Source organism: Rheinheimera sp. MM224 (genome assembly GCF_947090785.1).
GTDB lineage: Bacteria > Pseudomonadota > Gammaproteobacteria > Enterobacterales > Alteromonadaceae > Pararheinheimera.
Genome location: NZ_OX352320.1, coordinates 2,873,736 through 2,893,024, shown reverse-complemented (window position 1 = coordinate 2,893,024; position 19,289 = coordinate 2,873,736). Strand labels below are relative to the sequence as shown.

General features: G+C 46.6%; 22 protein-coding genes and 1 riboswitch. Of the genes, 11 read left to right on the top strand and 11 right to left on the bottom strand.

Annotated features, from left to right (window positions below; all coding sequences use genetic code 11):
• Window position 1: 1 nt before the first annotated feature.
• On the bottom strand, window positions 2–247 hold the full coding sequence (locus tag OM978_RS13550; protein WP_233010199.1) for an exodeoxyribonuclease VII small subunit: 246 nt from the start codon (window positions 245–247) through the stop codon (window positions 2–4).
• Window positions 248–457: 210 nt separating this feature from the next.
• Between OM978_RS13550 and pomA the strand changes: the two genes are divergently transcribed.
• The 3 genes from pomA to thiI all read left to right on the top strand — a co-directional run bounded on the left by pomA (window position 458) and on the right by thiI (window position 3,726).
• Complete coding sequence (gene pomA, locus OM978_RS13545; RefSeq protein WP_264342721.1) at window positions 458–1,234, top strand: flagellar motor protein PomA; 777 nt, start codon at window positions 458–460, stop codon at window positions 1,232–1,234.
• Between the two features lie 8 nt (window positions 1,235–1,242).
• Window positions 1,243–2,193, top strand: coding sequence for a flagellar motor protein MotB (locus OM978_RS13540; RefSeq protein WP_264342720.1), 951 nt, complete (start codon window positions 1,243–1,245; stop codon window positions 2,191–2,193).
• 72 nt (window positions 2,194–2,265) lie between these two features.
• Window positions 2,266–3,726, top strand: coding sequence for a tRNA uracil 4-sulfurtransferase ThiI (gene thiI / locus OM978_RS13535; RefSeq protein WP_264346949.1), 1,461 nt, complete (start codon window positions 2,266–2,268; stop codon window positions 3,724–3,726).
• On the opposite strand, the gene OM978_RS13530 is transcribed toward thiI, so the two are convergent.
• Together OM978_RS13530 and OM978_RS13525 are read right to left on the bottom strand one after the other, a co-directional pair.
• A complete protein-coding gene (locus tag OM978_RS13530; RefSeq protein WP_264342719.1) occupies window positions 3,708–4,616 on the bottom strand; it encodes a ketopantoate reductase family protein in 909 nt (302 codons plus the stop codon). The two genes, thiI and OM978_RS13530, sit on opposite strands and share 19 nt — an antisense overlap.
• On the bottom strand, window positions 4,595–4,945 hold the full coding sequence (locus OM978_RS13525) for a VanZ family protein (protein WP_264342718.1): 351 nt from the start codon (window positions 4,943–4,945) through the stop codon (window positions 4,595–4,597). The genes OM978_RS13530 and OM978_RS13525 overlap by 22 nt, the downstream gene beginning before the upstream one ends.
• A gap of 100 nt (window positions 4,946–5,045) precedes the next feature.
• Between OM978_RS13525 and OM978_RS21515 the strand changes: the two genes are divergently transcribed.
• Window positions 5,046–5,180, top strand: coding sequence for a DUF520 family protein (locus OM978_RS21515; protein WP_413690721.1), 135 nt, complete (start codon window positions 5,046–5,048; stop codon window positions 5,178–5,180).
• 174 nt (window positions 5,181–5,354) lie between these two features.
• Here OM978_RS21515 and OM978_RS13520 read toward each other — a convergent pair whose 3' ends face one another.
• Window positions 5,355–5,837: a YajQ family cyclic di-GMP-binding protein gene (locus OM978_RS13520; RefSeq protein WP_264342717.1), complete on the bottom strand. Its 483-nt coding sequence runs from the start codon at window positions 5,835–5,837 to the stop codon at window positions 5,355–5,357.
• Window positions 5,838–5,981: 144 nt separating this feature from the next.
• A riboswitch (cobalamin riboswitch) is annotated at window positions 5,982–6,206 on the top strand.
• Between the two features lie 33 nt (window positions 6,207–6,239).
• Between OM978_RS13520 and OM978_RS13515 the strand changes: the two genes are divergently transcribed.
• The gene (locus OM978_RS13515) at window positions 6,240–8,057 is read left to right on the top strand and encodes a TonB-dependent receptor domain-containing protein (protein ID WP_264342716.1); all 1,818 of its coding nucleotides are present in this window, start codon (window positions 6,240–6,242) and stop codon (window positions 8,055–8,057) included.
• 54 nt (window positions 8,058–8,111) lie between these two features.
• Here OM978_RS13515 and msrA read toward each other — a convergent pair whose 3' ends face one another.
• On the bottom strand, window positions 8,112–8,645 hold the full coding sequence (gene msrA / locus OM978_RS13510; protein WP_264342715.1) for a peptide-methionine (S)-S-oxide reductase MsrA: 534 nt from the start codon (window positions 8,643–8,645) through the stop codon (window positions 8,112–8,114).
• 74 nt (window positions 8,646–8,719) lie between these two features.
• On the opposite strand from msrA, the gene OM978_RS13505 reads away from it, so the two are divergent.
• The 5 genes from OM978_RS13505 to OM978_RS13485 all read left to right on the top strand — a co-directional run bounded on the left by OM978_RS13505 (window position 8,720) and on the right by OM978_RS13485 (window position 12,243).
• Window positions 8,720–9,721: an NAD(P)/FAD-dependent oxidoreductase gene (locus tag OM978_RS13505; protein ID WP_264342714.1), complete on the top strand. Its 1,002-nt coding sequence runs from the start codon at window positions 8,720–8,722 to the stop codon at window positions 9,719–9,721.
• Window positions 9,718–10,458 (top strand): SDR family NAD(P)-dependent oxidoreductase, encoded by a 741-nt coding sequence (locus OM978_RS13500; RefSeq protein WP_264342713.1) that lies wholly within the window; start codon window positions 9,718–9,720, stop codon window positions 10,456–10,458. The genes OM978_RS13505 and OM978_RS13500 overlap by 4 nt, the downstream gene beginning before the upstream one ends.
• Before the next feature lie 75 nt (window positions 10,459–10,533).
• A complete protein-coding gene (locus OM978_RS13495; protein WP_233010210.1) occupies window positions 10,534–10,911 on the top strand; it encodes a PH domain-containing protein in 378 nt (125 codons plus the stop codon).
• Between the two features lie 153 nt (window positions 10,912–11,064).
• A complete protein-coding gene (locus OM978_RS13490) occupies window positions 11,065–11,706 on the top strand; it encodes an isochorismatase family cysteine hydrolase (RefSeq protein ID WP_264342712.1) in 642 nt (213 codons plus the stop codon).
• 105 nt (window positions 11,707–11,811) lie between these two features.
• Complete coding sequence (locus OM978_RS13485; RefSeq protein WP_264342711.1) at window positions 11,812–12,243, top strand: OsmC family protein; 432 nt, start codon at window positions 11,812–11,814, stop codon at window positions 12,241–12,243.
• Window positions 12,244–12,337: 94 nt separating this feature from the next.
• Here OM978_RS13485 and OM978_RS13480 read toward each other — a convergent pair whose 3' ends face one another.
• The 3 genes from OM978_RS13480 to OM978_RS13470 form a co-directional block, all read right to left on the bottom strand.
• Complete coding sequence (locus OM978_RS13480) at window positions 12,338–13,117, bottom strand: SDR family NAD(P)-dependent oxidoreductase (RefSeq protein ID WP_264342710.1); 780 nt, start codon at window positions 13,115–13,117, stop codon at window positions 12,338–12,340.
• A 141-nt stretch (window positions 13,118–13,258) separates the two neighbouring features.
• The gene (locus OM978_RS13475; protein WP_264342709.1) at window positions 13,259–15,307 is read right to left on the bottom strand and encodes a PAS domain-containing sensor histidine kinase; all 2,049 of its coding nucleotides are present in this window, start codon (window positions 15,305–15,307) and stop codon (window positions 13,259–13,261) included.
• A gap of 8 nt (window positions 15,308–15,315) precedes the next feature.
• Window positions 15,316–15,927 (bottom strand): response regulator transcription factor, encoded by a 612-nt coding sequence (locus tag OM978_RS13470; protein WP_264342708.1) that lies wholly within the window; start codon window positions 15,925–15,927, stop codon window positions 15,316–15,318.
• A gap of 169 nt (window positions 15,928–16,096) precedes the next feature.
• On the opposite strand from OM978_RS13470, the gene OM978_RS13465 reads away from it, so the two are divergent.
• Entirely contained in the window at window positions 16,097–16,933 is an 837-nt protein-coding gene (locus OM978_RS13465) for a hypothetical protein (protein ID WP_264342707.1), read from the top strand.
• Between the two features lie 132 nt (window positions 16,934–17,065).
• On the opposite strand, the gene OM978_RS13460 is transcribed toward OM978_RS13465, so the two are convergent.
• From OM978_RS13460 to cobO, 3 genes are all read right to left on the bottom strand, one after another.
• The gene (locus OM978_RS13460) at window positions 17,066–17,719 is read right to left on the bottom strand and encodes a DUF5610 domain-containing protein (protein ID WP_233010217.1); all 654 of its coding nucleotides are present in this window, start codon (window positions 17,717–17,719) and stop codon (window positions 17,066–17,068) included.
• A 77-nt stretch (window positions 17,720–17,796) separates the two neighbouring features.
• A complete protein-coding gene (locus OM978_RS13455; RefSeq protein WP_264342706.1) occupies window positions 17,797–18,657 on the bottom strand; it encodes a cobalamin-binding protein in 861 nt (286 codons plus the stop codon).
• Window positions 18,657–19,268: a cob(I)yrinic acid a,c-diamide adenosyltransferase gene (gene cobO, locus OM978_RS13450; RefSeq protein ID WP_264342705.1), complete on the bottom strand. Its 612-nt coding sequence runs from the start codon at window positions 19,266–19,268 to the stop codon at window positions 18,657–18,659. Before cobO ends, OM978_RS13455 begins: the two co-directional genes overlap by 1 nt.
• Between the last annotated feature and the right edge of the window lie 21 nt (window positions 19,269–19,289).

Below are 19,289 nucleotides of genomic sequence, written 5' to 3'. Positions count from 1 at the left end.
ATCATTCACCTTCGTTGGTCACAAAAGGTTCCAGATGGTCTTGCCCGGCGTCCTGGACTAATAACTGGACTTTTTGTTGTGCAGATTGTAACTGCTGCTGACTGGTACGGGAGAGTTCAATACCACGTTCAAATTGTTGCAAGGCCTGATCAAGGCTCAGATCACCTTGTTCCAGCTGCTGTACTATCTGTTCCAGCTCGGCAATACTCTGCTCAAAATGGCTGAAATCTGTTTTCTTTTTTGTCATATTTTCGCCTGATAATGGGTGTCTGACCAAGCCCAGCGCGCTATTATGAGCAATCAGGACCGCGTTGGGAAAGGATAAATTTGTTTGAAGCCTTAATTTATAGTTAACTATCCCATACTTTTGCCGATAACTCACTATAAGCTAAGATAAAACCAACTTTACGCTGGTACAAAATCAACGATTTGCATTCAGTTTTCCGGGAGATACGCAGTGGATTTAGCAACCGTCATAGGATTAGTCGCGGTCATGGGCATGATGGGCTGGGCAATGTGGCTCAGCGCCAGTGGCAATATCGCCATGTTTTACGATTTTGTGTCTATCGTCATCGTGTTCGGCGGCAGTATTACTGCGGTCATGATCAAATTTACCTTCACGCAGCTGGCCGACTCGATGAAAGCCGCTGGTAAAGCCTTTATGTTTAAAATTGAGTCAGCTGAGGAGCTGATTGAAAAGGCCGTGCAACTGGCTGATGCGGCTCGTAAAGGCGGTTTTTTAGCATTGGAAGAAGCTGAAATTCCTAATCAATTTATGCAAAAAGGCATCAATATGCTGGTCGATGGCCATGATGCTGATGTAGTGCGGGGCACACTGGAAAAAGATATTGAGCTGACTTATGCCCGCCATGATGTTGCTATTCAGGTATTTAAGCAAATGGGTGATCTGGGCCCTGCTATGGGCATGATAGGGACCTTGGTAGGTCTGGTTGCCATGCTATCTAATATGTCTGACCCTAAAGCCATAGGCCCGGCTATGGCTGTTGCTTTGTTGACCACTATGTATGGCGCTATGCAAGCAAACTGTATTTTTTTACCTCTGTCAGAAAAAATGGCAGTGCGTAATGAAGAAGAGAAAACCAATAACGAGCTGATACTGGATGCCATTATGGGGATACAGGATGGTCAGAATCCGAAAGTGATCGAAGGCATTTTACGTAATTACCTGCAGTCGAAAAAACGTGACCCGGCAGCCCCTGCCGCCGCAGAGTAGGCACAGGTATGGCCAAGTGTAAAAAGTGCCCACCACCAGGTTTACCGGCTTATATGGGAACCTTTGCTGATCTGATGTCGCTGTTGATGTGCTTTTTTGTGTTGTTGTTGTCTTTTTCTGAAATGGATGTACTGAAATTCAAGCAGATTGCAGGCTCGATGCAGTACGCTTTTGGTGTGCAAAACAAGATAGAAGTCAAAGACATTCCTAAAGGAACCAGCGTCATTGCGATGGAGTTTCGCCCGGGCCGTCCTGATCCAACGCCGATAGACACCATCCAACAGCAAACTGTTGAAATGACTCAACAAATGCTGAATTTCCAGGCGGGTAAGGAAGATGAAGCGGGTGGACGCCAGGAGCAGCGGGAGGATAAAACCGGTGGTCAGTCAACCAGTACAGCAGAAGAACCTATGGACTCGCCAGAAGTTGCCGCAGCAGGTGAGTTGCAGGAGCAAACCAACGAGCTGTTGAAAAAAATTGCTGAGCAGTTGGAAAAACAAATTATGGATGGCGCTATTGAACTTGAATCTTTAGGTCAGCAAATCATTATCCGTATTCGTGAAAATGGCTCATTCCCTTCTGGTTCGTCATTTTTACAGCCAAAATTTAAGCCTATTATTCAAAATATTGGTGCTTTATTAAAAGATGTACCAGGCGAAATCACTGTGTCTGGTCATACTGATGATGATCAGGTTTCGGATGAATTACACAGCAATAACTGGGACTTATCTGCCCAACGAGCTGTATCTGTAGCCTCAGAAATGATTAAAGCTCCGGGCTTTGATAAAAACCGTCTGGTAGTGGTAGGACATGCGGAAACCCGTCCTTTAGTGCCGAATGACACTGAAAGTAATAGAAGACGTAACCGTCGGGTTGAGATTTCTATTATGCAGGGCAAACCAAAAGAGTCTGAACCTATCAGCCTCGAACCTGCAGCGCAGGGCCGCACTAATCCCTAGCAATAAAAACTAAACTGTTGCATCAAGGCGCGCTATAATTCGCGCCTTTATTTTTTCAGTGAGCTCCTTGTGATGGAATTTTTAGTCAAACTGCACCCGGAAATATCGATTAAAAGTAAATCGGTCCGGAAACGTCAGACCATGCTTTTAGAGCAGAATCTGAAAACTATCTTGTTGCGGTTAGACCCATCCGTTGCCATCAAAAACAACTACGACCATTTGCTGGTGCAGGTTACATCCGACAGTCCTAAATTGCGTCAGCAGATGATTGATCATTTGGCCTGTATTCCCGGCATAGTGCAGTTTATGGAAATGCAGTCGGGCACCTACAGTTCACTGCACGACATTTTTGAGCAAGTCAAAGCTGTGTTTACCCAAAGACTGCAAGGTAAAAGTTTCTGTGTGCGGGTAAAACGTACTGGCGATCACGAATTCAGCTCGCTCGAAGCTGAACGTTACATAGGCGGTGGTTTAAATCAGCACATCCCTTCAGCCCGCGTGCAACTGAAAAACCCTGATGAAGTGGTACGTGTTGAGATTAAACGTGACCAGTTGATTATTGTCAGTCAGGTGTTTGATGGTATGGGCGGCTTTCCGCTGCCAAGCCAGAGTGATGTGTTGTCACTAATTTCTGGTGGCTTTGACTCAGCTGTGGCCAGTTATCTGATGATCCGCAAAGGCCTGCGTACTCACTATCTGTTTTTTAATTTAGGCGGCGCAGCCCATGAAACAGGTGTGCGGCAGATGGCTTTTTATTTATGGCAAAAATTCAGTTTGTCGCACAAAGTGAAATTTATCAGTGTTGATTTTGCCCCTGTGGTCACTGAAATTCTGGAGAAAGTCGATAACGGCCTGATGGGCGTTGTGCTGAAGCGCCAGATGATGCGTGCCGCTGCTATAGTGGCTGAACGTATTGGCGTTCAGGCTCTGGTGACAGGTGAAAGTGTCGGTCAGGTGGCCAGTCAGACTATTGCTAATTTAAGTGTGATAGATAAAGCCACTGATACCCTGGTGTTGCGTCCGCTGATTTATCAGGACAAACAAGAAATCATTGATTTAGCCCGCAAAATTGGTGCTGAAGATATGGCCAAAACCATGCCGGAATACTGCGGCGTGATTTCCAACAAGCCTACTATCAACGCCGATTTAAACAAAGTGCTGCTTGCTGAACAGCAACTCGATTTGGCTGCGTTGGAAAAACTGGCTTTGGATGCGAACGTATTGGATATTCGCACTGTAGAATTCCAGGCAGAGCAACAAATCAGCACTGTACTGGATGAAAGCGCCATGGCTGCTGATGCCATAATTCTGGATATTCGTGGCCCGGATGAAGTGGATGTCAAACCTCTGACTGGGGTCAGTCATCAGGTCCAAGTCATGCCTTTTTATAAGCTTGCCAGTCAGTTCAGCCAACTTGATCAAACACAGCAGTATTATCTGTATTGTGAACGTGGGGTGATGAGTCGTTTACAGGCGCTGCTGCTGACTGAACAGGGGCATCAGAACGTTGGTGTTTATCGCGGCGACTTTTGACGTAAAAGCTGATAAATAGCCTGATGTGTAGGTAGTTGCAGTTGATGCTGCTCTGCCTGTTTCAGTAAAAAACCTGTGATGTAGTCAAGCTCACTGCGGCGGCCTTTGGCAAAATCCTGCTGCATCGAGGAATAATTATCAGCGGTTTGCCTGATCACCTGCGCTACTCTGCTTTGTATCGTCTCAAGGCTAAAGGCTTGCCCTGATGCTTTTGCCACCAGCACAAATTCTTCAATCAATAGCTCTATAGCTGCATTATATTTGCTGTTGCTCAGCTCGCCATTTTTACATTGATGCAAAGCGGTCAGTGGATTAATCACCGCATTTACTGCCAATTTTAGCCAGAGTGCTGGCCAGATATCAGCTATAACCTCCAGCGGCCCTAAAGCGGTCTGCATAGCCTGTTCAACCTTTTGTTGCTGCGCAAAAGCGGCCTGATTAAGAGCCCCCAACACAGACTGTCCTTGACCGCTGTGGATCAGGGTTGCATCGTCAGGTTTAAAAGCGCCGTGGCTGGTGCTTAAAAACCATAGTCCTTGCTCTGGTTTAAGTAGTGGCAATATCTGTTCAATAGTACCCATACCATTGTGGCTCAGCACCAGTTGCGCATCATCGCTCAGCAAAGGTATTAGCTGTTGCACAGCATCCAGCACCGCATAAGCTTTTACAGGCAGCAGGACGTAAGAGTAGGGAGACTGGGCCTGATGAGGCAAAGAAATATGTTGGGAGCGATCAGCAGACTGGAAAACGAAGTCAAAAGGGCCGGCAATGCGCCGATGCAATTGCACCGGATAACCTGCCATAATTAATTGAGCTGCCGAGAGAAGGCCAATGGCACCTTCGCCTACGACAGTCCAGAGAGATTGTGTTATTGCCTGCGGTTGCGCCATTTCTTCACAGCAAAATAGCATAAGTAAAAAGCAGCCATACCCGTGATGTCCGCAACCCAATCCAGTAATTCGGCTCTGCGGTAACTGGTCAGATAATTCTGCAGAAACTCAATAGCCACACCATATCCAGCCATAATAACAACGGCTTGCCACAATTTAGGTTTGTAGCTCCATTGCAGCAGAGCGGTAAGGCAAAAAAAGATTAAAAAATGCAGATGCTTGTCATAGCGGTTCAGGCTAATGCCACTGCTTTTTACTTCCGTCAAAAAACCAAAAGTAGCGGCGGTAAACACCAGCAAACAAATCGCATGGTAAAGATGACGCTTCACAAGATACTCTTCTTTAAAAGACCTGCCCGGATTGTATCAGTTTTACGATTACAATCTCCAGCCTGAAACAAGGAGGCCCGCTAAGTCTTCATTCGACCTGGTGTCAAAAATTGATCAACAAGAAGTACTGAATACGGTGGATTACACGAACCGGGAATTGGCTACCCGCTTTGATTTTCGTGCTGTGCAGGCTCGTTATAAAAGAAAAAAACAAACAAATCAGCACGACAGCTGAAGCAGAATTTCAGTGACAACAAGTGATCGAAATTTTTCTGCCCAAAGCGGTAAAACCTGGCTTAGATCTTATCTGGCAGCATGCAGGGATTTTGAGCTTTTGGGAGGAGCCACCGTTTTGCGGTTCGGTCTCTCCTCCTGTTTAAGGTGCTGCTCAGACTTATGGAGAACGGACTTAGTCTCTGAAGTTCTTAAATTGGAACGGCTGACCCAGGTCACTTCCTCTGACTAACTGCATAACCTCTTGCAGGTCATCGCGCTTTTTACCTGTGACACGCAGCTCTTCTCCCTGAATTGCCACCTGTACTTTAATATTACTTTCTTTGATCAGTTTAACGACCTTTTTTGCGATCTCTTTGTCGATGCCTTGTTTAATGGTGACATGGCGCGTGATGTATTTTCCGTGACGATCTTCTTTTTCAATTTTGAAACTACTTACATCCAGCTGAAGCTTGCTTGCTTTGGTGGCAAAAATATCAAATAGCTGCATGACTTGCTGATCAGCTTCTGCAGTCAATTCAATGTGCTCTTTATTCAACTCAATTTTGGCATCAACTCCACGAAAATCGAAACGGGTTTCAAGCTCGCGTTTCGCGTTCTCAACAGCATTTCTGGCCTGGTTCATATCAATTTCTGAAACAATATCAAATGAAGGCATAGCGTTCTCTTTTTTCCACTGAAATTTATTGGGCCATTATAAGCGAAAGAATCCAAGGAGCGAACATCATCGAGCCGTTTTCTGCCCTTATCGACGAGGGGAGACGTCTGGATTTCTATTGACTTTATGACTGCGACAGCTACACTGACGCCGCGTTTTTCAGGTGCCTATAGAATGTGATCGACATTTAAGGGTGAAACGGGAATCTGGTGAAAACCCAGAGCTGCCCCCGCAACGGTAAAACAACAGAGAGCTTTGCTCTGGCTTTAATCAAACCACTGTCTTTGCTTTGGATGGGAAGGGATTAAAGTAGCTATGGAAAATAGCCTGCTGTCAGCCCGGAGACCGGCCTGAAAAGTTCATTCACTATTCAGGACGCGGTGGGCGTCTTTGGGAGACATCATGTTTAAAAAATCTTTGCTGGCGACAGTAGTCGTTGGCCTGCCTGCTTTTGTATTGACCGCCCAAGCTGACGACAGCTCAGACGATCCACTAGAACATATCAGTGTATACGCCACTCGCCAGCCTCAGCCTGTGCATCAGATTTTATCTTCAGTGACAGTTCTGGACCGTGAGCAAATCGAACAGGCTCAAGTGTCTGACGTGCCCGCTTTATTACGTCAGGTCGCTGGTGTACAAATCAGCCGCTCTGGTGGTAAAGGCCAAACTAATACTGTGTTTTTACGGGGTGGGTCTGCCGGTCATACCTTAGTGCTGATTGACGGTGTTCGAACAGGATCTGCCACTTTAGGTTATGCCTCTTTAGCTGAATTATCTTTGCAACAGATTGAACAAATTGAAGTTATTAAAGGGCCTAAAGCCGCTTTATATGGCTCTGATGCTTTAGCTGGTGTGATTGCTATCACAACCCGCAAAGCAGATAACACTTCAGTGCAGTTAAAAACCGGCCGTTACCAAAGCCATGAAGCCGATATCGCCACCAGTCAGCAGTATGGTGATTTGACGGTTCGCAGTAATTTAGGTTGGTCCGACTCTGAAGGTTTTGATGTCCGCCCAGGTACACAAGCGGATAAAGATGGTTTTGATCAGCGTTACGGTAAATTAGGTGCAGAATACAATACAGCTTATGGTGTATGGTCTGCCGATCACAACGTGCTCATAAGTCGTGGCCAGTACGACTTTGACCCTGCATGGGGCCCTGGTGCTGATCAGGTTGAAACCAAAACCAATCAAAGCCGTTTAGGTTGGGCATTGGATGGCGATAAATCCAGTCAAAAGCTGAGCATCTCACATAATCAGACTGAAGACTTAAACTGGGGCGAAGATAGCCCTGCCAGTTTGTTTGAAACAGAGCGGCAGGAACTGGATTACCAATACAGCCGCCAACTGACTCAGACTTTAACTGCGTTAACTGGTGTGAACTGGTATCAGGAAGATGTGTCAGACAGCGACTTAGGTTATGACGTTGATTCCCGTATCAATAAAGCTATTTTTGCTGGTGTCAGTTATCAGTCAGGTGCCTGGTTAGCTGATGTGACTGGTCGTCATGATAAACAAAGCCAATATGGTCATTCCAACACCTATGAACTGGGGTTAGGCTATCAGTTAACAAATGAACTTTTGGTTCGTGCCAGTCGTAGCAGTGCTTTTAAAGCGCCAAGCTTTAACGACCTGTATTACCCTTTTAGCGGCAATGCCGATTTAGCACCTGAAACTGCAACTTCAGATGAGCTGGGTTTACGTTACCGTGCCGGTGATTTGCAGATTGAAAGCTCCATTTATCAACAGAACGTCAATAACCTGATCCAGTGGGCTCCGGCAGCTGATGGCAATTGGGTTCCACAAAACGTCGGCGAAGCTAAAATCAAAGGCGCTGAGTTGAGTGTTAGTCATAACTGGCAACAGTTGCATCAGCAAGTGGCTTACAGCTACACAGATGCCAAAGATGAAGCTACAGATGCGCCTCTGATTAAACGTTCCAAGCACACAGTGCATTGGCAAGGTGCTTATCAGTGGCAGGATTGGCGTGTATTCGTCACCTCTGATTACCAGAGTGATTTCCAGACAGGTGATTTTGCGGCACCGCAACTCGGTGGATACACCTTATGGGGCGCTGGTGTCAGTTACGAGTTAAGCAGCGAGTTACAAATTGCGGCTAAAGCGGACAATCTGACCAACAAAGATTATCTGTACTTGCCAGGTTATGCCACGGCAGGCGCTGAATGGTCATTACGTTTAAACTGGACACCTGATTTTTAGTACCAGGCTTTAAATTAAAGGGTAAAGTTTTGGCTTTACCCTTTTTACTTCAGATTAAGCCTTCAGTAAACTCACAAAGGTCTGGCGAAATTTAGCCAGCTTGGGGGTGATCAAAAACTGGCAATAAGGTTGGTTGGTGTTTTGCAAATAATAACCCTGATGATAATCCTCCGCCGGATAAAAGGTACTGGCAGCAGTAACTTCTGTCACTATAGGCGCGTCAAATAAAGGCCCTGCCGCTTTAATCGAAGTAAGAGCCTGCTCACGTTGTTGTTCTGAGTGGTAAAACACAGCAGAGCGATACTGAGTGCCTATATCGTTGCCTTGGCGGTTGAGCTGAGTTGGGTCATGTAAAAAAAATAATACCTGCAGCAGCTGCTCAAAACTAACTTGCGCTGGATCGAACTCGACCTGAACCACTTCAGCATGGCCACTGGTGCCAGTACAAACCTGACGGTAATCCGGGTTCAGTGTCTGGCCTCCCATATAACCACTGACCGCTTTTTTCACGCCTTGCAGCTGATTTAAGGCTGATTCAATACACCAAAAGCAGCCTGCGCCAAAGGTTGCTAGTTCAGTCTGACTCATGGGGTTTTCTCCGTTGTTGATCTTAAGCTTATGATACAGCGTAATTGATCTATCAGTTCAAAAGAAAAGCAGCGATGAAAAAAATAGCAGTACTGGGAGCTGGGCTCTGTGGCGCAACAGCAGCCGCGACTTTGACTCAACAAGGTTATCAGGTGACAGTCTTTGACAAAGGCCGTGCGGCTGGTGGTCGCATGAGCAGCAAAAGAACAGATCAGGGTTATCTGGATATGGGCGCTCAGTATTTTACGGCCCGAAGTGATGTGTTTAAGCAGCAAGTTAAGGTGTGGCTTGATGCAGGGAGGGCAGAAATCTGGCCTTGTAAAACAGCACTTTTATCGAATGACGAAGGTTTTATATCACTTAAAGCATCAGAAGACGAACAAGCGCGTTTTGTAGGTGTGCCTTCGATGCAAAGTCCAGTGACTGCTTTACTGCATGGCATAACGCAGGTGAACAGCTGCCGTATTCAAAAGCTTGATTATCAGTGGCAAAGCTGGACTTTGTTTAATGACGAAGGCTTAAGTTACACAGGTTTCGCTGCCGTATTGCTCACTTTACCTCCAGCTCAGGCGAAGCAGTTGTTGGCTCAAAGTTTGTTGCCAGCGCTGTTTGATACAGCAGCCGATATACTGGAGCCGTGCTGGGCTGTTGCGTTACAAACTCAGGGAGCCGCTGCACAGGACGCCATTTTTTGTCAGCATCCTAAATTAAGATTTATCAGTCATCAACAGCATAAAACTGGTCGGAATCCCTGTTATATCCTGCATTTTAATGCTTCATTCAGCGCATTGCATCTGCAGCAGTCCACAGAATTTTGGTTTGCGGAAGCTATCGCAATTTTGCGGCAAGAGCTGAATATACAACAAGAAATCACCCCATTGGTAGCGCACCGCTGGCTTTATGCCAGCCAAAAGGATCAGGTCGCAGCACCAGGTTTAATAGCTCTGCCAGAGCAGCAATTGTGGGCTGGCGGCGACTGGAGTTACGGTGGTCGGGTCGAGAACGCTTATCTGGCCGGATTAAATTTGGCGAACGCCTTGATTGAACAGAATAAATCGCAGCAGGAGACTCCATGAGCGCAGTGCTTATTATTGGTGCCAGTAGTTCGATTGGCGGTGCCTTGGCAAAACATTATTTGCAGCAAGGCCAGACTGTGATTTGGTTATCCCGCACCACTGCAGATTTTAGTGATCCAAAGCTTCAGGTGATCAAAGCGCCTGATAGTGCTGAAACAGCGGATTGGGTTTCGCATCAGAACTTTTTCAGTTCTGTTATCGAAGCAGTACAACAGCATCAGGTTGGGTTGATTTTTAATTGTATTGGCTGGTTGCATCAGGATAGCGAGCCTAAACTCTCGCCAGAAAAAAGTTTAAGTCAAAGCTCTGGCACATTGCTTCGCAAAACTCTGTTGTTGAATCTGGAAGTTCCGGTCTTTTACCTGCAAGGCCTCTGGCCTTATCTCATCAAAACCTCTGGCATTCGATATCTGCAATTGAGTGCCAAAGTGGGCAGTATCAGCGATAACCAGTTAGGCGGCTGGTATAGCTACCGTTCTGCCAAAGCGGCGCTGAATCAATGGATTAAAACCGCCAGCATCGAACTTAGGCGCAGTAACAAAACGGCAGCCTTGGTGACGCTACACCCTGGGACTACAGATTCCGCTTTGTCAGCACCTTTTCAGCGCAATTTGCCAGCAGGGCAACTACAAAGTCCGACTCAGACCGCAGAGCATCTGGCAGAAGTTGCACAACAGCTTCAGGCGGAGCAAAGTGGTTTGTTGCTGAATTGGGATGGCCGGGTTCTGGGCTTTTAACTCTTGCTGTTGGCATAAGGCAGAGATAAGCTCAGGTATACAGGTTTTCATAAAGTGCTTTAACAAGGATTAAAAATGGGACTTTTTAGTGGTTTATTAGGTAACGCCGGGCAAATTGATTTGGCCGATGTTGAAGCAGAATTCAGCCAGATTTTATTGCCTGACGAAAAGCTGCAACAAGCCTATAAAGTAATTCGTGACCTGATTGTCTTTACCGACAGACGTTTAATACTGGTGGATAAACAAGGTTTAACAGGTTCTAAAAAAGAGTTTATGTCGGTGCCTTACCGTTCCATTGTGCGTTTTAGTGCGGAAACCAAAGGCCATTTTGATCTGGAATCTGATTTGCATATCTGGCTGAGTAGCACCGACACCCCCATTACTAAAACCTTTAATAAAGACGGATCTATTTTAGACGTACAAAAAGCTCTGGCTTTGTACTGCTGCCGTTAGTTCTTTACTCTTCCAGGCTGAGTGTTCGCTTAGCCTGCTTTCCCTTCGTTTAATACTTCCGTATAAGAGCCTTACCCAAAGAGACAATAGGCGCTCCGTCAACTTTGCTTAATACTCAGCTGGTAATTTTATGCTAAAGCTAAGGAGCCAGTGATGAGTGCATCTACCCCAGTTGACCCCGGATATAGTAAAGCGCACACAGCTTTACTTTTTGTTGACCCCTATAATGACTTTTTAGCCGAAGGTGGCAAGCTGTGGCCTTTAGTCGAAGTGGTGGCCCGTTCGGTTTCTTTACACCAGCATTTAAAAGCAATTTCTGACGCAGTGCGTAAAGCTGGCATGCAGGTTTTTATCGTGCCGCATCACAGAGCTGAACCTGACGATTTTACCCATTGGAAAAACGCCTCGCCTTATCAGCTTGGTGCCTCCGCTATACAAGTTTTTGCTAAAGACAGTTGGGGTGGCGAATGGTTTTCCGATTTTTCGCCTCAGCCAGGCGATATCGTAGTGAAAGAACATTGGGGTAGCAGTGGTTTTGCTAATACCGATCTTGATTTTTTGCTAAAACAAAAAGGCATTAGTCAGGTGATTATCATAGGTTTAATTGCCAACACCTGTATTGAATCAACGGCTCGTTTTGCGGCAGAACTGGGTTATCACGTTACCTTAGTGAAAGATGCGACTGCAGCTATGTCGGCTGAAGCTATGCATGCAGCTCATCATATCAATGGGCCTGCTTTTGCTCATTTGATAGTAGATACGGTCCAATTACTGACTTTATTACCTAAAGCCTGAACCTAATGGTCAGAATTTACTCTGACTTTGCTCTACCCATGCCGGTCTTTGTGCGTTTTATCGCTTGCACTGTGGTCTGATCGGTCACTGAAAACCAAGGAGACCATGATGAAAATTAAACGTAGCGCCTCAGTGCGCTGGACTGGTGGCTTAAAAGAAGGTCGTGGCGAAATATCCACTCAAACCGGTGCTTTATCCGCTTACCCTTATGGCTTTGCCAGTCGTTTTGAAGGCACACCAGGCAGTAATCCGGAAGAACTGATCGGGGCTGCTCATGCGTCCTGTTTTACTATGGCTTTTACACTGATTTTATCCAAGGCTGGTTTTACACCGGCTCAGCTGGATACTCAGGCCGTCGTTGCGCTGGAGCAACAAGGTGATGCTTTTGTGATCCCTTCGATTGCCTTAACTCTGAAAGCTGCTATTCCGGGCATTGACGAAGCCACTTTTAACGAACTGGCAACCCTTGCCAAACTGAATTGCCCTGTATCCAAAGTATTAAATGCAGAAATCACGCTGGATGCCGAGTTGGTCTGAATGCAGCAGGGTGACCCTTTTAAATCAAGCGCCATCTGGCATTGATGCTGAACCCCGGGGATTTCCCCGGGTTTTTTTAGGCTTTGTCACAGCATTATTCAGTGTAACGTTTCGCTGGATGTTGCAGAGATAAGTGGGGAGCCAAAGCGTACCGGGCTTGTAAAAAAGCTTGCCAGTCGGCCACATCGGGCAAAGACGGAATAGTCACCAGCTCGCCTTGATCCAAGCCTGCCAGTGACGCATCGACCATATCTCCAGCTTCCATAATCATGCTCGGGTCCAGGTGATTAATATCAAAACCTGCCCGTTCAAATATTTCTGTGCGGGTGAGTCCCGGCAACACGGCCTGAATTTTTACGCCAACCGGAGCCAGCTCAGAATGCAGTCCCTGTGTTAATGCCAGCACAAAGGCTTTAGTGGCGCTGTATACGGCGTTAAATTTCTCCGGCAATAAAGCCACGACAGAGGCAATATTGACGATAGTGCCCTGACCACGGGCTGAAAATACCTTAGCTGCTGCTAAAGTCAGTTGATGTAAGCCCATCACATTAAGCTGGATCATGGTTTCCAGCTCGCTTTCGTTTGATTGTAATACTGCGCCTTCAGGGCCTATACCTGCGCAGTTGATCAGCATTGATAGCTTAGTGTCTTTATAGATACGGGCTACAGTCACACGCCAGCCTTCAGCTGAACTTAAATCGGCAGGCAGACATTCTACCTTGACCTGATAGGTGGAGCTGAGTTTGTCCGCTAAAGCGGCCAATCGTTCGGCATTACGTGCCACCAGAATTAAATCGTAACCACGTTTAGCTAAGCGATCGGCATAGGTTGCGCCTATCCCGGAGGAGGCACCTGTTATAAGAGCTGTTGTCATTTGGGTTGTCCTGTTTTAGTCAATAAGGCTTGTCTGAAGACAAGGCGGTCATTGCATAAGATAGGAGCATTGAGCTGCCAAGGCATTAGTCCATCGGGGTGATTTGGCTCATACTTAGGTATGGCCCTAACTGCTCAGGCTTTAATTGAGTGGCAGTAACAATACAAAACAGGCGCCAGCGCCGTTTTCATTGTTTTTGGCTTCAATAGTACCGCCAAGGGCTTCAATGATAGAGCGGCAAATCAGTAACCCCATGCCCATACCCGCACTTTTCGTGGTAAAAAAGCTGTCGAAAATATGAGGTAAATGTTCAGGCATGATACCCGGGCCATTATCACTGATTTGCAATTGCAGATGATTTTGATTAAGCCAGACACTTTGAAGATGAATTAGGGGCATTGTTTTTGACTGGTTACTGGTTTTGCCGGATAAAGCCTGCATTGCATTGACCAGAATATTAATAACCACCTGTTGCAGCTGAGTACGGTCTGCCAACAGCGGCGGTAAACCCGATGCCAGATCCAGTTCCAGTTGAATACGCTGACTACGAAGTTCGTATTGTAAAAACAGCACTGACTCTTCCACACAGGCATTTAAATCAATTAGTTGTTGCTCCACTTTCGTATGGCTGGCCATAGCGCGAATGCGGCTGATGATATCGGCTGCCCTATAGGCGTCATTGACCATGCGCTGCATTAAATCCTGAGCTTTGTTTAAGTCCGGCTCTTGTCGGTTCAGCCAACGTAAGCCGGTTTCGCCATTGGTCGCTATAGCGGCCAGTGGTTGATTGACTTCATGGGCAATGGAGGCGGTCAATTCGCCAAGCATTGAAACCCGGGCGGCATGGGCTAATTCATCACGAAAATTATCACGCTGATTACGGTCAGCCACCCAGTCTGTAATATCCACTATAGTCAGTACCACCAGGCCTAATTCTCTTAAGGTTGCAGTAGAAGCTGATGCAAATAAAATATCGATCACTTTGCCATCCAGCCGGCGGATTTTGGTTTCGGCCTGATAACCGGTTTCGCCTCTGTAACCGGCTTCAATGCTGCGTCTGAAGGTATCGCATTGGCCAGGGATCCAATAAGGTGTGACAGGGCCTAAAATTTCGGCTTTGGTTTTAGCGCCGTACAAGGTCAGAGTGTAGGGGTTGGCTTCCGCTATCCAGACCGCATCCATCGCCTGTTGCACAAATTCAGGATGCTCATCTATATAAGCTTTTAAGTCGGTGACGCCCTGAGCTTTTAAAGCTCTGAATAATTGAGTCTGGCGACTGACGTCGAGCTGCTGAAAGGAAATAGCGGAGGCTTCAAATAAAGTTCTGAATTTAAACTCACTTTTCATCAGTTCGCGTTCGGCCTGTTTACGTTGAGTGATATCCACCAGAGAGATAAATACAGTGCCTGAGTCACGTAAGGCAGGGGAGGCGAACATGGAAAAATGCACATCGACCCTGGAGCCATCAAGTACCAGCATAAAAGTTTCAGCTTCATATTTAGAGTGGCGCTGATAACCTGCGTTAATGCTGTTGCAGAAGGTGTCGCTGTTGTCCTTGTTCCAGTAGTGTATTACAGGGCCAAGCAGCTGCTCAGGCTGGCTGGCTTTAAAAATTCGCATCGCCTCAGCATTGACTTTAACGACTGTGGATGCCTGCATGGCTTGGGCTAAAAAATCCGGGTTTTGTTGTGCGTGCAGCACTAAATCAGTAACGCCCAGAGCCCGTAACTGGATAAAGATCTGATTGAGCGCACTGGTATCAATCTCAAAACAACCCACTGACATTGAATCGAACATAGTGCGGTACCGCAGCTCGCTTTGTCGTAATTCATCCTGAACTTGCTGGCTTTGCGTGACATCGCGGCCAGATTCAATAATTTCCAGCAATTGACCCGCATCGTCGTAACGGCAAGACCAACTGATATTAATCAGCTTTAACTCGCCACTGGCACTGAAGCGTTGCACCTGAAGCTGCTGGGTGCTGGACTGCAACGAGCCAAGTACAGATGCAATATCGGATGAACCGTTGCAGCGCAGCAACTGACATAGATTTTGCCCCAGTGCCTGTTTTGCGCTCCAGCCATACAGTAGCTCAGCGGCTTTGTTCCAGCCGGTAATGATCCCCTCAGCGCTAAAGACTAAAACACTGAGCTGAATAAGGTTGAGGATTTCCATATCGTGCTGCTTCATCAGCGCTCCTAACTTAAATGTAAGGCTTCAGCCATTTTGACTAAATCTGCCAGAGTTTTTGCCTGCATTTTGCGCATGGCAGAGCCACGGTGAATTTTGATAGTAACTTCACTTAGTTGCAGCTCCCAGGCGATTTGTTTATTCATCTTACCCTGACATACCAAGGTCATCACCTGCTTCTCTCTGCTGGTTAAACTCTCAAAGCAAGTGCGCACGCCTTCGCTGCTTTTTTCTGCATGTTGCTGATCATGAATACGTTCCATGGCCGTAGCCACAGCGTCCAGCATGTCCTGATCACGAAAAGGTTTGGTTAAAAAATCCACGGCCCCGGCTTTCATAGCCCGAACCGACATAGGAATATCACCATGGCCTGTCATCAGGATCACGGGCAGTTGAATGCCATAATCCTGTAATTTCGCCTGAAAGCTCAAACCACTTAAACCTGGCAGGCGCACATCTAAAATCAGGCAACCTTTGGATCCAGCTTTGTACTGCAATAAAAACTCAGCCACATCACCAAAACTTTGCGTTTGATAACCCATTGAATTTAATAAGCCTTCAAGTGCGTAGCGCAAGGATTCGTCATCGTCCACTACATAGACCTTCAACTCTTTACTCACCTGTCAGTCCTTTTTGTTTTTCATGCAAAGTAGTTTGATTACTATCGACTATAGCACTGGAATGACAAGTGTTTTATGCTGCAATTCAATAGCCTGTCGATCACTAATGGGAGTGTGTGTGGAGCATCCAGTCAGATATAGTGTGTTGTCAGGAGTTGCAGCAATATTATTGTTGTTAAGTGGGTGCAGCGTCAGTCAGCCTGTGCCAGCTGCGAGGCAATCTGTGGTTGCATTGCCTTCGCAACTGCTGGAAACCTCAGGTTTACTTTGTCTTGAGCAAGACTTTATCAGCTTCAATGATTCAGGCGGCAAGCCAGTGCTGTATCGGTTTGACCGCAATGGCGATATTAAGCATCAACTGCACTTATCGTTCAGAAACAGTGATTGGGAAGCCATTAGCTCTGATGGTGAATTTTTGTATCTGGCGGATACCGGCAATAATGCGGGTTACAAAAAGGCTTTGTTTATTTATAAAGTGCCGCTGAATTGGTCTGGTTTAAAACAACCTTATACCCCGGAGCGGCTGGAAATCATTCTGCCACCAGACGAAAAACGCCAGCCTTATCAACATGATCTTGATTTTGAGGCTCTGGTGTACCATCAGGATGCTTTGTGGCTGATCAGTAAAAGCTGGAATAGTCAGATACCAACACGCTATAAGCTGGATCCTAAGTTAAAACAGCAACAGCTTGGCAACGCTATACCTTTTGCTAATCCAGGCTTTCTGATCACAGATGCGGTTTTTGAGCAAAGCAAACAAGAGTGGTGGCTGGTGGGCTACCCGGATCCACGCAAAGCGATTTGGGCCTATTTAAGCAATGCTGGTTTTCAGCCACAAATCGCCCGTTATGATAAAGACCTGCTTTTACTGGAAACCAAAGCGCTACCTACCACAGGTCAGGTCGAGGGCCTTTGTATTGATCAGGACAAACAGATTTGGCTCAGTGAAGAGGGCACTAAACAAAGCCCTGCGCTGTTAATTAAAACAGGTTTTAGCAGTCAGTAAATGATTCGCTTGGGCCGGGCTTGCAGAACAAAAGAACTGGCCTTAAAAAGGTAAGGCCAGTTTAAAAAACAGCTGGTTTCAAGGCTTAAATGAAACCAGCACGTCAGGAGTCATAACAACAGCAGAATTCACTTACACTTTCACCGAAAACCGCAGTTCGCTGCCGGTATTGGCGGCAACTGATTCAGTAATATCCTGATCTTCGACGGTTTTATCCGGGTTTAAAATCATTTCACGGAATTTAGCGAAGCCTTCCTGAATTAAGGAGTAGGTGCTGTCTATATCGTCTGAAACTTTACCTTCCAGCACACCCAAACCATCCAGAATACCGCGGGCATCTTCAAAACCTTTATCTACGCCACCGCCAACCAGGGACAGGAATTTATCCAGGCGTTCTTCTTCTGGCATATCCGGGTTTTGTTCAGAAAACTTTTGATAGAAAGCTGTGGCAAAACCAACAATACGATCGGCAGTGGCTTGTGGTGATGTGTCTACACCGCTGTTTTTAATTTTTTCAGCCGCGTTAGGGCCAAACTCAGCTTCCAGCTCACTGTTAATGCCTTCAAGCGCAGTTTTATACAATAATCTCATGGAGTTATCGTCATCACCTGTACTCAGTTTCAGCTGGTTTTCCATAATAGTGGCGTTCAGCTTTTGCTTGTTCAGCTGAGAGGATGCGTAGCCGGAAAGCTTCTTTTCTTCAGTCGTTTCGCTTGTTTCAGTCGTTTTGTTGGCTTGCGCCTGGGCTGAAGCATTGGACGAGCCGACTCCATTAACAGATGACATAACACACTCCCTTTGGGCCTTTGTGAGGTTCAGTATAGTTCTGACTAATCAGGCTATCGGCAGTGCTTTTAATAACTTTAGGACTTTTTGGCAAAAAATTGCCGCGTTTTGTCGATGTCGGCGCAAAGTTGCCGTACGCCTTGCAGCATTCTGCTGGTGGTGCGGTGTACAAGGTCGGAGTCGGGTTGGCTAAACTGTTGATATTTAACGGCTGGAATAGCTGCCCATCGGCTCCAGTCCAGTAAAGCTCGTGGTTCATTCACCGACACTGGCTGAATAATCAGTTGAGGCTGGCTTGCGACTACATGCTCCAAACTGACCTGTGGGTAATCTCCTATGGCAGTGGCAAAAGGGTTTGAGGCCCCACAAAGCTCCAGTTGCTGCTGTGGCCAGGCTTTTTGTGCCACTGTGGAAAGGGGTTGTTGCCACAGCTCATAAAATACGACGACTTTCTCTTTAGTACTGTAGGTCTGGCGTAGCTCGGCCAGGCCTTGTTCCATCAACAGGGCTTGCTGTTCTGCTGCATCCACAGCGCCAGTCAGCTGGCCTAAGATACGCAATTCTTTGGCAATATCAGTCAGTTGCAGCGGGTTAGAATCCACTACATGCAGGCCAAACTGGCGCAGCTTATTTACATCTGCAGGCGGGTTGCCGTCTGTCCAGGCCAAAACCAGATCCGGTTTTAACGCCAGAATTTTTTCGACCTGCAATTGAGCGTAGTTGCCCACCCGAGGAATGTTTTTCGCAGCACCTGGATAATCCGCGTGGTCTGTAGTGCCGACAATTTTGTCGCCTACACCAATGCTATACAGCTGCTCGACCAAATGAGGAGAAAGCGCAACAATACGCTGAGCTGGTTCGGCTTGTACTTTGACTGCAAATAATGCGCAGCAGCACAGTACAATACGGAGCACACAGGCAATACGTAGCACATACATTACCAATCTACTCCTTTTTGCACTTGTATCCCGGAGTCGAATGCATGTTTGATCGACTGTACTTCGCTGACAGTGTCGGCCATCTCAATTAAAGTCCGATGAGCGGCACGGCCTGTGATCACCACATGTTGGGTGGAGGGTCTGTTATTGAGTGCATTCACAACTCTGTCTAAATCTATGTAGTGGTAACTGACCATATAAGTCAGTTCATCCAGCAGCACCAGTTGAATGCTGTCGTCCTGCAGAAACTGTTCGGCTTTAGCCCATACCAGTTCTGCTGCGGCAATATCGGCCTCTCTGTCCTGAGTATCCCAGGTAAAACCTGTGTTCATCACGGCAAACTCAACGCCATGTTGTTGTAATAAATTGCGCTCACCGCAGTCCCATGTGCCTTTAATAAACTGCACCACAGCAGCTTTTAAACCGTGACCTACAGCACGGGCCACAGTACCAAAACCTGCTGTGGATTTACCTTTGCCATTGCCAGTGATCACCAACAATAAAGCTTTGTCAGTGCTGGCGGCGGCAATACGGCTATCAACTTGCTCTTTAAGCTTTTGTTGACGTTTTTTATGGTTTTGCTGTTTTACATCTGTTTTTTGTTCAGTCATTTGAGTTCTCTTGGGAAAAAT